The sequence below is a fragment of the Mucilaginibacter conchicola genome (assembly GCF_003432115.1).
Taxonomy (GTDB): Bacteria; Bacteroidota; Bacteroidia; order Sphingobacteriales; family Sphingobacteriaceae; genus Mucilaginibacter; species Mucilaginibacter conchicola.
This window is the reverse complement of sequence record NZ_QWDC01000001.1, coordinates 78,947-92,488: the sequence shown is the minus strand read 5'-3', so window position 1 is coordinate 92,488 and position 13,542 is coordinate 78,947. Positions and strand designations below refer to the sequence as shown.

General features: G+C 45.6%; 7 protein-coding genes. All 7 read right to left on the bottom strand.

Features of this window, described 5'->3' with window-relative positions:
* Positions 1-18 precede the first annotated feature (18 nt).
* The 7 genes from D0C36_RS00325 to D0C36_RS00295 all read right to left on the bottom strand — a co-directional run bounded on the left by D0C36_RS00325 (position 19) and on the right by D0C36_RS00295 (position 13,456).
* Positions 19-2,343 carry a glycoside hydrolase family 95 protein gene (locus D0C36_RS00325; RefSeq protein ID WP_117389609.1) on the bottom strand — a complete coding sequence of 775 codons (2,325 nt, stop codon included), beginning with the start codon at positions 2,341-2,343 and terminating at the stop codon, positions 19-21.
* A gap of 105 nt (positions 2,344-2,448) precedes the next feature.
* Positions 2,449-4,392: an SGNH/GDSL hydrolase family protein gene (locus tag D0C36_RS00320; RefSeq protein ID WP_117389608.1), complete on the bottom strand. Its 1,944-nt coding sequence runs from the start codon at positions 4,390-4,392 to the stop codon at positions 2,449-2,451.
* A gap of 73 nt (positions 4,393-4,465) precedes the next feature.
* Positions 4,466-5,692, bottom strand: a complete 1,227-nt coding sequence (locus D0C36_RS00315; RefSeq protein WP_117389607.1) for a DUF4998 domain-containing protein — start codon at positions 5,690-5,692, stop codon at positions 4,466-4,468.
* A 26-nt stretch (positions 5,693-5,718) separates the two neighbouring features.
* Positions 5,719-6,960, bottom strand: a complete 1,242-nt coding sequence (locus tag D0C36_RS00310) for a DUF5000 domain-containing lipoprotein (protein ID WP_117389606.1) — start codon at positions 6,958-6,960, stop codon at positions 5,719-5,721.
* A 28-nt stretch (positions 6,961-6,988) separates the two neighbouring features.
* Positions 6,989-8,899, bottom strand: coding sequence for a RagB/SusD family nutrient uptake outer membrane protein (locus D0C36_RS00305; RefSeq protein ID WP_117389605.1), 1,911 nt, complete (start codon positions 8,897-8,899; stop codon positions 6,989-6,991).
* 23 nt (positions 8,900-8,922) lie between these two features.
* Positions 8,923-12,093 carry a SusC/RagA family TonB-linked outer membrane protein gene (locus D0C36_RS00300; RefSeq protein WP_233524377.1) on the bottom strand — a complete coding sequence of 1,057 codons (3,171 nt, stop codon included), beginning with the start codon at positions 12,091-12,093 and terminating at the stop codon, positions 8,923-8,925.
* A 478-nt stretch (positions 12,094-12,571) separates the two neighbouring features.
* A complete protein-coding gene (locus D0C36_RS00295) occupies positions 12,572-13,456 on the bottom strand; it encodes an AraC family transcriptional regulator (protein ID WP_117389603.1) in 885 nt (294 codons plus the stop codon).
* Positions 13,457-13,542 lie beyond the last annotated feature (86 nt).

Sequence of the window (13,542 nt, the reverse complement as noted above, 5' to 3'; positions counted from 1 at the left end):
TTATAGCTATTATCCGGATTAAACTTTGATGGTTTTAACGGTCTTCATTACGCCGTTGATCTTCACTTTTACAGCGCGGCCATCGGCAGAGGTAATGCGGTAATTGATCACCTTTCCGTTAGCCCAGTCAAAATACACGGTATAGTTTCCCCTTGCCCTTAAACCATTGGCCTTGCCGTTAGCCTTCCAGGCATCGGGCATGGCAGGCAATAGTTCAATGTAACCTGCGTGGCTTTGCACCAGCATTTCTGCAATGCCGGCTGTGGTGCCAAAATTGCCGTCGATTTGGAACGGCGGCCCTGCCGAAAACAAGTTTGGATAAATACCACCACCAGAGCCGTAATTGATATCAGTTTTAAGCGTTGGACGCATGATCTCTTTAAACAGTTTATATGCACGGTTACCGTCGTGCAGGCGCGCCCAGAAAAGTTGTTTATAGGCGATAGACCAGCTTGGGCCATCATCTCCCCTTACCTCAAGTGTTTTCCTGCAGGCTTCGGCCAACGCAGGCGTAGCATCGGTGGTGATAAGTGATGCCGGGTAAAGTCCGTATAGGTGTGATACATGGCGGTGCTGCGGCTCGGTTTCTTTGTAATCTTCCAGCCATTCCATCAGGCGGCCGTCTTTAGCTACCTGCCCTGCCGGCGGCAGTTTCTTCATGCGCTGATCAAGTTCTTTACTAAATGTTTCATCTTTACCCAAAACCTTCGCCGCGGTGATCACATTGCCAAATAACTCCCTTATGATCTGGTTATCGATGGTTGGGCCTTCGCAGATACTTGCATGGCTGCCATCGGGCAGGTAAAAAGAGTTCTCTGGCGATGAGGATGGGGAAGTAACCAGCCAACCTGTCTTCTTATCGGGGATAAGCATATCGTTGTAGAACTGCGCTGCGCCTTTCAATATCGGGTAGATCTCGCGCAGGTAATTCTTGTCGTTACTAAAAGCATAATGCTCCCATAAGTTATTACACAACCAGCCCGAACCTACTTTAGTTACGCCCCATGAAGCGCTCTCGCCGGGCTCTGTAAAGCCCCATATATTGGTAATAACATGCGCCACCCAACCCTTAGCGTTGTAATAAGCCTTTGCCGTGCGTTCGCCGGGTTGCACCATGCCTTTTACCAGCTGCGCCAACGGCAGGTTCAATTCAGACAGGTTTGATACCTCTACCGGCCAGTGATTCATTTGCACATTTACATCCAGGTGGTAATCGCCGTTCCATGGCGTGTTCACCTGGTTAGCCCATAAGCCCTGCAGGTTTGGTGGCAACAACCCAACTCTTGTGCTGCTGATGGTAAGGTACCTACCAAACTGGTAGAACAATACCGGTAAACCTTTATCGGCATCAGGATCCTTTCTAAAGCTTATTAAACGGGTTCCGGTTGTTTCCTCTTTAGCTGTGCTGTTGCCCAGATCAATATTAACCCGGTTAAACAGTTTCCTGAACTTTTTGATGTGGCTGCTCTTTTCTGTAGCATAAGGCGTTTTTAATGCAGCTGCCAATAACTTGTCTACAGATTGCTTGTAGCCCGGGTTCTTGAAATTTGTTCCGGCAGAAATGTAGATGATTGCTTCTGTAGCATTTTCTACATCCACATTATTGCCATCTGTATTTACTTTGCCACCTTTAGTTTCAACCCTTACACGCACACTATATTGCATACCTTCAGCATCAGTACCGCTGCGCAAGCTGCCCTTCATGATCAGCTCGCCCGGCTTTGCCGTGGTGGTAAAACGCTCTTCGCGCGATAGCGCTGTTGAGAAACTTAACTGGCCCGGCTTGCTTGCTGTAAGTTTGATAACAGACACATCGTTATTAAAGCTGGTAAAATATTCGCGCTTATAATTTACATCATTAATAGTGAATGTACATTTGGCAATAGCACTATCTAAAGACAGTTCTCGTTTATAATTTGAGGGAGTACCCTTACCGGAATATTGAAATTTCATTTTAAGATCGCCCAGTACCTGGTACTTGCCAAACGGCTCGCTGCCTGATCCTTTGCCGGTACATATAAAGTTCTTATCTACCAGGCGTTGAGCTTCTTCATTCTTGCCTTCGGCCAATAAGCGTCTTATTTCGGGTAAGCTTTTGTTAGCTTCATAATTATTGGCATCCTGCGGGGCACCGCTCCAAAGGGTAATATCGTTTAAAACAATATGCTCTTCGTTAATCTGGCTGTTGGGTGTCATCCCTAAGCGGCCATTACCCAAGGGTAAAGTTTCTTCCCATTGCGATGCAGGGGTATCATACCAAAGCTTTAGCGGTTTGTTTTGCGCCGAAACCTGAGCGCAGGTAGTTACTGATATCAGCAATATCAGGTTTAAAATTCTTCTCATACGGATGTTAATTGGTTACCGGCCTTGAGTTGGTGCTCAAACGATAAAGACAAATTTATCATTCATGCAGCACGCCCAAATGGACAGAACCTTTGAAACAATGGATTATTTATTGGTTAGGAAATGCACTATACGGCAGGCATTACCCTTACTTTTGCGATTATGCTTATCGGCCACAAACAGTTTAAGCGTATGCTTCCCCGGCTTAAGGTCGCCTTTGAACAGGATGTACCATGGCAAATGCAGGCCCTCACTCCACTCGGTAAACAGGTCTATCTGTTTATATACACTACCATCTACCGAATAAGATACGATACCGGCATCGGGCCCTGATACCACGGCCATACCCACTGCTGTTCCGTTGAAAGTCAGGCTCAATTCAGCACCTGGTGTGTTGGCTACCAGCATCGGCGTATTCACAAAGCCCGTGCGTGTTCCAACGCCATCCTTTGGCGTCCAGTTTGGGTCAATAGTCCAATCTGCGTTATGTTTTGCGTTGCTGATATCGGTATAAACGCCTTTTGTAAAGCTGTGCTTATTTAGTGGTACAGGCAGTTTATCAGCCGCGCTGCGTGTACTTTTCTTTTGCGCCAGCGTGTCCAATAACGATTTAATGTTGGCAGCGTACAATTCCTGGCCGAATAGTGATGGATGCAGATCTTTAAAATCGCCATTCCAGGTAAACTCACCTTTGGCTATCTTATCAAAAACCTCTTTAGCCAGGTTAATGGATGGGATGCCGTAACGGCTTGCTACCAACTCGTGATTGGTTATCTCTGCAGGTGTGTGGCCGGTTTTGTAATCTTCGTTCTTATAAGGATCAGCAAATGACATCATGATAATGTCCATCTTAGGGTTGGCTGCCTTTCCTTGCCTGATAATGCCTTCCAGATCTCTAACTTGAGTGATACTGTCCGTTTTATTCACGCGATCATTAACGGCAGCTTCGAGAAAAAGCAAATCTATCTTGCCCGAATCCAGCACATCACGCTTAAACCTGAAGGCATGCGGCAAACTACCTAACGATGGGATGCCGGCATTAATAAACCTGAATTTAGTATCGAGATACCGCTCCTGCAGGTATTTGCAAACTTTCTCGCGCCAGCCGGGATTGAATGTGATAGAGCCACCCAAGAAAGCCACCGTTGCGGTTTTACGTTTCACCGCTTCGTTGAAATGCGAAGCGCCGTTTCTTACATTAAAATAGTTATGGTACGGCAAATTGCTTTTTACGGGATAACTATTATTCAGCAGAAAATCTGCTATTTTTTCAGGATGGGTAATTTTAAAGTGATGCCCGTAAAGTTCTTCGGGCTGGCCTTCTTCTAATATCACATCAGCTTTGCCGCCTAAAGCGCGGTAACGTTGTACCAGTACGTCAGAATTTTCTGACGGCGGCACAAACCTATCGGCAGGGTTAATGATATTCAGGAACGGGACTTTAAATGCCGCCAGTGCATCCAAACTATCAATGGGATTACCACGATAAGCCATGGCTTCTGCCTCTGTAAAGTGAAATACCTGCAAAAATTGCTTCCAGGCACCTTCGTCACCAATACCTTTGCCTTTTGCGCCCGGCCAGCTGGTAACATCGCATACCGGCGTTTCTGCATAAATACAGCTTACTTTATCGGGATTGCGCTTTGCCCAGGCATAGGTATATAAAGCCCCGCGGCTAATGGTTTCCAAAGCAGGTTTCAAGGCGAAGCCTTTTGCCGCCATGTAGTTATAAAACTTATCCCAAAGCTGCATAGATGCAGGGCTGCCGTACTGATCGTCGGCATCTAAATAGGCTACGTACACCCCCCTGGTAAGCAAGATGCTATCCATATCGGTATGCCACCAATGGAATGATGAGCGCCAAACCCAGGGCTTGCCTGCCAGTTCATGTACAGGTTTAACATACCAGGCTTTGTGCCCCTCTATCAAGAAGTTAACGCGCTCAAAACCTTTCCACTTTGTGTCATCGCCCTGCGCAAAAGTATTTGAAGATATTGCCAACAAAGCCAAAAAGCCAATAAGAAAATGTCTGCTAAACGGTAATCTCATAATGCAAATATCTGCTGCAATAGCCGGCAACGTTTTGTAACAATTGCCGGCCGCGGCAGAAAGATAATTAATGTTAGTTAAGTACGTCGTTCCAGAAAGTCATTTCGCTCATATTGCTGTAATTACCGTCGCCATTAACCACGTGTTTTATGCGTACGCGGATGTATCTAACAGGCGGCACGTTGGCATCAAAATCTACTTTTATGGCAGCCTGGCCATCATCTGTACGTTTAATGGTTTTCAGCAGCGTCCAGCCTTTGGCTTTCATTTCGTCGCTCCATCCGCCATCACGTGCAGAAAGGTTCGTGGCTGCATTAGTGATATCGGCTATGCCCCAGATCTCGAAATCATCGGGGTTGTTACAACAGTTACGGCCAACCTCTTCAACACTGGTTAGTTTCTTGTAAACTTTCCCCATGTCAAATGTAATAGTATGCGGCATGCCCGAGTTACCTGCACTGTGGAATATGTTAGGATACCCCTGCGGGCCGTTTGAGCCATCCCAAAGTTTGCTCACACTGGTACCCGATTCATAGGTATCTGCATCATTAGGCAATTTATTTTCTCTGAACAATGACTTCTTACATATCTGGATGCCGGTTATCTGTGGGAAGGTTGTAGCATTAGTTACATAGAACGTATCAATTGCACCTTTAACCGGGATATAGCCCGACTTATACGATATGGCCGACCCGCTCTTAAAGTCTGTTATAGTAAACTTAGTACTATCAGCACTCAGCAAATGTTCCACTTCCTTACCCTCGCGGTTAGTATATTTAATTGCCGTTGATACATTGATATTTGATGTATCTGCTGTAAGGAAGTTAAGCGTTATATTACCATTTTCAAATACCGTAAATGGATTAGCCGCATCGTAAACCCTGTTCACCAATCCCGATTGAAATACAGGCCCGTAAACCTTTACATTATTGATCTCTAAGGGAATAGAGCGATTACCTTTAGCGTCATAAGAGTAAACGGTGAACGAGTATATATACTCGCTAAGGCCGGGGATAATAGCCGTTATAGAATCTGTAGGGTTATGCTTGGTAGATTGCACAACTACAGAATCTGTCTTATTGTTCCAGTACACTACGTATTTGGTGATGCTGGGGTCTGAGCTTGGGTTCCAAACCAGCGCGGTACGCAGGTTGCCCGGGCGCGAGTGCGGATTGTTCACTACACCCGGATACACGACTTCCTTATCGCCCAGGAAATTTTTAAATTCTGTATCCTGCTTGCGGCAAGCAAAGAAGCCCGCAATGATCAGGACAAAACATATCGTTAAAAGATTTCTCATAATTATTTGATTAGTTGACCTATTGATCAAAGTGGTTTACCAAATACTGTTACTTCCATTAAGTGTGCGGCATCGCCCCGGCCCCAGGTATCATGTACCAACAAACGCAGGTATTTAACCGCAGGTGCCGATGCGGGAACAAGGAAATCGACCCCGGCCATTACAAATTTCTCATCGGCAGCGTTAGTAAAGCCCGGTTGCAGGCCCGATGGCGGATTTGGATAACGATAGTTACCAAGATTTACCCAATCGCCCACTACGGTACCCACCGGTGCCGATTGCGGCAGCACCACATCAGCAGGCGATTCTTTGGTAGCGCCCCACCAGCTAAAGTTTTTAGGGTTACCGTGGAAGAAGGCATATTCCAACGGGCGTTCGTAAACTTTTATGCGGCTTATCTGCGCGGTTACCCCTATCCCGAAGGTACACTGCATAGGCTTGCCGGTACCGGGTTGCGTGTGCCATCCGTTAGAGTATCCATCAACCTTGTTATCCCACAAGTAAGGTAGTTCCCAGCCGTAACCTATCTGGCTATCGCTTGGTTGTTTGTAAACGGTGAATTTTGTTTTATCCAGCTGTGTTTCAAACAGTGGCGTAATGTCAACCAAAGTAGTATCAGATATATTACCGAACTTATCTGTTACATAAACGCCAAACTTACGCTCCACCGCCGGAAAGCCTCGTACCGAGTAGTTAATGGTATCGGCATTGGTATAGTGCTGATCGTTCACCTCAAGCGCTTTGGTTGAATTATCCATAGCAATAAGGATCACACCTACTTCTTTCTTATTAAGGTTAAGCGCTTTGATATTTACGCCGCCAAAATCTGTACTGATCTCAATAGTTGGCGAAACCAGTTTGTAAAAAGGCACATCCGGGTTAACAGTTACTTTAACCGGGTCTGACATGACGTTAGCGCGGCTTACCGTATACAGCGTAACATCATACGGTTTGTTGCTTGCAAAACCATCAACGTTAATGGTATCGGTATAGTAACTGGCCTTGGTTTCGCGCGCGGTTTTATCGTTTATCTGGTACTTGGCCAAAACGTATAAGATATTGTCCGAGTTTGGCAGATCATACGTAATGTAAGCACCGCCGTGGTAATTATCCACCTTAATGTTGGTTACTACACCCGGCTTAGTCTTATCGTTTGATACCGGCTCGGTGTTATAGCCCTCGTTCTTTTTACAGGCCGATAGCAGGCAGCCACACCCTATTGTTATTAATAAGATGCTGATGTATATATATTTAAAATAATGTTTCATGATCAATATTTTTAATGTTGACTATTGATTACCAGTAGGGGTTCTGAACCAGATTGCCGTTCACTATCAGGCTATTGTCCTTAATAGGCCATAGGTAGTTCCTTACACCAAATATGGCGTTGAACAGTGTACGGGGCTGGTAATAGTTGGCAGGTTGCGCTTCGTAAACATTCCAGCCTTGCATAGGCACGCTCAATACGCTTTGCAGTTCTTTCCATCTTCTTAAGTCCCAGCCAGCCTGGCCTTCAAATGCCAATTCCAGTCTTCTTTCCTGGTGAATGATCTGCCTGAAACCATCTTTGGTAGCAAATTTTGAAGGATTTTTAGAGTATGTAGACCAAGCATCAACCACGCCAGGCAAACCGGCGCGGGTACGTACCCTGTCTATATAGCTATAAGCCTCTGCTGTTGGGCCATTCACCTCGTTCAAAGCTTCAGCGTAAAGCAGGTATAAACCAGCCAAACGGATCAACGGTAAACGGAAAGCTATCTGCTGAAAACCATCATCATATACCGATTGATAATGCACCAGTTTCTTAGGCCAGTAACCGGTGATATTTAAAGTATTGATATCCTTAGGGCCGGCGTAAGATTCAATGCCGCGTGCCCAAACGTGGTACATATCGTTAAGGTTCAATTTACCGTTACCGTACCAGATACCGCCATCAAAACCAATACTGGCGTAGAAGCGCGGCTCGCGATTGAAGTGCTCTTTAGCAGTAAGTGAATCTTTTGCGATATAGAAACGGCTGTCCTGATCGCCCTTTTTCAAGCTGTAGCGGCCTGCATAGTCAAACGTTTTATCTTCATTAATAGGTACACCCTTATCAGAATAAAATAACTCCTGCATAGCCAACGGCACCGCAAAGGTTGATGGGTTTGAGAAAATGTTTACCACGCTCTTCTGTGTCATACGCGGGGTAGCGTAACCTTGCCAGTCGAACGTTGGGTTTAGCGCCCAAATCAGTTCATTGTTCAGCTCCCATTTTTCAGTCACCGCGTTTTGTATGGTAAGCACTTTACGCAATGAATCGGGCAGTGAAGTGATCACCGCTGGCGGGATAAAAGTGTAAAGTTTTAAACCGTTTGCCTCACAAGCCATAATAGCAGCTTTACAAGCATCAGCAGCTTTCACCCATTTATCAGCATCATAAGTTGATGAGAAAAGCTTTTGGCCGTCTTTATTTTGCGCGCTGCTGTAATCTGGGTTACCATTAAACAGCGGACTTGCAGCCGTAGCCAATACCTCGGCCTTAACAGATAGTGCGATCAACTGCGTGATACGGCCCAGCTCCTGTGCCTGGTTATTGATAACCGGCGGCAAATCAGGGATAGCTTCATCCAACAATTGTGTAATGTAGGCAAAGGTCTCGTCCATGGTGGCGCGTTTCACCTTTATCTCGTCTGAGGATGCGGTGATATCCAGGTTGGTTTTTATCAATGGCACCGGGCCGTAAAGGCGGGCCAGGTAAAAATGATAGTAAGCTTTAAGGAATTTAACCTCGGCTATCCAGCGCTTTTTCTCAGCAAATGAAAGGTCGGCAGGTTTATCGATGTTCTCCAGCATGGTATTACACCTTCGGATAGAACGGAAGACTGCCTTACCGCTATTCTCGCCATCCCAGTAGTTTAAGCCGGGGTTGTTGCTGTTCTGCGTTCCGCGCAGCATGTTAAAGCCAGTCTCATCTATAGGGTGTTTGGTAAGGTTATTCGGGTAAATGATCTCGCCCGAGGTGGTAAAACTTGGGTTGGTTGTAGCCTCTGCAAACTGCTGCAGGGTAGCATAGCAGGTAAACAGGTAGTTCTCTGCCTCGTTGCGGTTTCTAAATGCGTACTCCAGCGTGCCTGTATTATCAGGCGCTACGTCAAGGTACTTTTTACATGATGCAAATAGCGACGCTATCAGTACCAGGCAAAATATTGGGTATATTCTTTTCATGATGTTATCTGATGTTTGGTCGGTTATAAGTTTACGTTAAGGCCAATGTTAAACACCTTTTGTATAGGGTAAGCAAAGCCATTGCCCCCTATCTCCGGGTCCCATAACTTAAATGGACTCCAGGTGTACAGGTTTAAACCGTTGAAATAGATGCGCACTTTGGTCATGTTCCAGCGCTGGGTTAAACGGGCCGGGATAGTGTAACCAAACTCAACCGATTTAAGGCGAAGGAAGCTACCATCGCGCATCCACCAGGTACTGTTTTGCCTGTTGTTTTCAATCTGGTTGCCGGTAGTACCTAATCTTGGGTATTGGGCATACAGGTTTTGGTTGCTTTCAGACCAATGATCATCAGCAAAAGCTTTCAGTAATTGCGTATTACCGCTGGCATAAGCGCCATCGGGGCTTTGAATGAATGGGCTGGTACGAGATGGATCAATAAAGAAACTCACCTGCGCCTGGCCCTGGAAGAAAGCAGAAAGATCAAATCCTTTATAACCACCTGATAAACCGTAGCCGTAAACAATGTTTGGCACTGTAGGGTAACCGATGAAGGTTAAATCTGCGCCATCAATTTTACCATCGCCGTTTAGGTCGCGGTATTTGATATCGCCGCCTTTGGGTGCCACGCCATTGGTAGAGAAGATCTGCGTTGGCGAGTTACGGGCCTCGTTGTCATCAACAAACAAACGCTCGGCAATGTAGCCTACCGCGCGGTTAATGGTTTGGCCCACCTGGTAGCGGTAAGCTTCGGGATATTGCGGCTCTTCGTATTTTGAGTATTTGCTGCTGGCGATGGTTAGGTTACCCCTGCCCTGCAACCAACCGCTTTGGCCTAAGCTTGTCTTGTAATCCATCTGCAGATCCAAACCTTTTGTTTCGGCTTCGCCGAAATTGGCACTGGCGCCTGCTTCAAGCCCCATAGTGGTAGGTATTGATGTCCGGTTTTGCAGAATGTTGTAGCGGTGATATTTGTAAACCTCGGCAACAATGTTCAGGTTCTTCAAGATCGTCATCTCCACGCCTAAGTTTAGCTGGCGCGATGTTTCCCAGGTGATGTCTGAATTTGGATAGTTGTAAACCGTAACACCATTGCGGCCATAACCGTTATTTGTACCAAAGTAAGCCGGGTTACCGCCGTTAAGGTTAACATCAGACAGGTAGAAGAAACGCTGGTTACCAATCTGGTCGTTACCTACGGTACCATAGCTGGCCCTTAGTTTTAAGCGCGATACAAACTGGTACAGTTTATCGCCCCAGAATTTCTCGTCAGATACTATCCAAGAACCACCAATGGTTGGGAAAAAGCCGAAGCGATGCTTGGCAGAGAAACGTTCGGTACCGTTATAACCAAAGTTAAACTCCAGGAAATAACGGCTTTTGAACGAGTAAGTAGCCCTGCCCGCCAGTGTAAGGTTGCGGTATGGTAACGAGGTAAACAGGCTGTTTGCATTACCATAAAGTGTTTGCTGCTGTGTACCGATTAAAGAACTGCTGATGTTATGATCACCAAATCTTCTTGAGTAATCAACCACCCCCTGGAAGAAGATGTAGGTGTTCAGCTGGCTGGTGTTTGGGTCTCTGTAGTAGGTTAAATACTCGGTAGCTGCACCTGGTTGTGAGTTTAACCACGACAAGGTGTAAGTATTTGATGGTTTATCGTACGAGCCGATGTTGTAGTAAAACGGCGAGTACCCCATTGACGATTCAAAGTATGAGTATCTGTTGGTATGGAACAAACCATGGAAATTCAATCCGTTAGTAAGGAAATCCAGTTTCTGGTTCAACTCCAACTGTGCCGACATCCGCGACTGCGAAAAATTCTTATGCCCCCTTAGCAAAGCTGCATACGGGTTAAGATAGGCCACTGCATTTGATGCCGAACTACCCGCTGCCGGCGCGTTACCGAACAAGATGTGCTGCGTGTTCTGGTTAGCCTCATCAGCCGGGTAAAACGCCGGGAACAGCACCGGGCTGGTGTGCATGGCAATGTTATATAAATCGGTTGAGAACGAAGCATCAGACGTTAGCGGCCCATTGTATTCGTTAAAAGTACCGGATAACCTTAGTACCAATTCTGTTGATTTGGTGAGGTTCACGTTCACGTTTGAACGCAACTGGTAATTACGGAAATTGATGTTGTTATTGTTATTATTCCTGATATCCTCGCGCAGCACACCATGGTCAACGTTGTAAGAGCCAGAAACATAGTACCGGGCAACGCCACCACCACCGCTTACACTCATATCGGCACGTTGGGTGCTGGTGTGGTCTTTAAATAAGGTTTTAAGCCAATCAACCGCAGGGTAAACATACTCGTTACTGCCGGGTGCTTTTGCAAGCGTAGCCTGGGTATTGATGATTTTATTAGGGCTAAAAGGCAGCGGGCTCAACGGATCGCGTGTAACGGTAGCTTCGTTAAACAACCGCATATACGTAATAGGATCTGCCAGTTCCAGGTTTTTAACCGATTGCGACATAGAGTTCTCTACCCTGAAGTTGATCTGCGGCTTACCTACTTTACCCTCTTTTGTGGTAACCAGGATAACACCGTTTGCGCCGCGGGCACCATATAATGCTGTAGCACTCGCATCCTTAAGGATAGAGAAGCTTGCAATGTCATCCACCTGCAAACGCGCAAGGTCTGATGTTGAAAGTTCAACGTTATCTATCAGTATCAGCGGGTCGCGCTTATAACCAAAAGTGGTTACCCCACGGATAAAGAAAGATGAATTGTCCATGCCGGGTTGGCCACTGGGCTGGTAGGCAATTACACCCGCCACCTGCCCTGCCAGTGCATTGGTAAGGTTACTTGCAGGTATCTTCAGTTCGCTTGGGGTTACAGTGGTAACAGAACCTACAACTGCTTCCTTGCGTTGCTTGCGGCCGTAGGCGGTAACCACTACATCGGCAAATTCGTTTTTAACCACAGCCATAGTGATATTGTATACCGTTTTGCCGCTGGTTACGGTGAAGCCGTTCTCTTTATAACCAACATAGGTAATGCGGAAGATAGTTCCTGCTTCAGCATCTATCACAAATTTACCGTTCACATCGGTAGCTGTGCTCACGTTCTTGTGGTTTGTTGCAGTGATGTTGGCGCCTACAATGCTGGTACCGGTGCTATCTGCCACGCGGCCGGTTATCGTTATCTTTGATTGGGCAAACGACTTACCCGTTAATAAAAAACTCAATATCAAACAAACACAAAAAGCCCCTATGGCTTTCGCTGGGGTGTATCTGTATGGTTGACATTTATCAGTTCGCTCGTAAAGTTTTTCCATAAAATTTTCTTCATCATGTTTTTGGAATTAGTTATCGGTCTCTACATCTGCCGGTTACCTGGTAACCCCACCACGCCATTGCTGAAAAAACAGGGCAATAAGAATCCTAATCACCCCATTTATGGGTAACCGGTTTAATCGCAAATACTGTTATCAGGAAACGATTAAAGCAAAGGGCTTATGCTGATCGTTAGTGGGCAGACCACATTGAGGCTAAGGCTTTAGCCTGCATTTAGTTAAATATCTCATACTCGTTTAAATTGGTAATTGGTTGGCTAAAATTACAGCGCAAAAAAATTCCTTAAAATGGATAAAGCTTCAAACGAGATGGACTATTATATTATTTATAGCCAAACTGAGCAATTTGAAGTAAACTTTTAGCTTTAAATTACATGGCATGCATCAGTTTGTAACGCTCGGGCGATACCTGCATGTATTTTTTAAAGATGCGGGAGAAGTAAAATGGGTCTTCATAACCTAATTGAAAAGCCACATCACGTACTTTTAAATGATCGGTATAAAGTAACTGACAAGCCTTCTGCATTTTAAGGTTATTGAAATAATCAATTGGCGGCATACCTGTAGCCTTGCGGAATACTGTTGAAAAATGTGAGGCCGATAACTGGTTATGTTTGGCCATATCCTCAACGGTGAGTCTTTTCTCGATGTTGGCCCGCATAAATTTGATAGTGGTAGCTACCATATCCGGATGTTCTGCCTGTGTTTTTTCAAAGTGCTTATCTGGGAAAAGAAACGTAGCCAGGAAATAGTTAAGGCAAAATGCAGCGTTAAAAAGGTTCTCGCGGCTGTAACCGTCTTCAAGCGTTTTATAGATATTGTGCCAAATGTCTATCCCCTTTTTGTTATAGGGGATCTGTACAGGGCTATGGTGCTGATCAAACTGCAGCAGTTTGTTTATCTCAGCCATGTTCTCGCTTTTAAAGTGGATCCAGTAAATAGTCCATGGGTTTTCCTCGTCGGCCCAGTACCGGAGGCGGGTATTGGTAGAGCGGATGATGGTGAATTGGTTCGCCGTCATCTCGTGCTTTTTACCTTCAGTAATGTAATAGCCTTTGCCCTGCAGGCAATAGAAAATGATATTATCCTCACAACCGTTCGGCCATTCGCGATAGTGGCCCAATGCCTTAGGGAAAAAGCCAATATGCGCCACATACAACTGCAGGAAATCAGTTTTAGTGTTAAACGATTTCTTGTAGATATCCTTTGGCAGGTTGATCATTTTCTGACCATCAAAACCGTCCCTTCTTTTCATCGCTCTTATCTAATAACCGTGAAAGATAGCAAGAAGATAGCATTTTACCAATGTGATGCATAGCAACAACGTACCAATGGTTTATG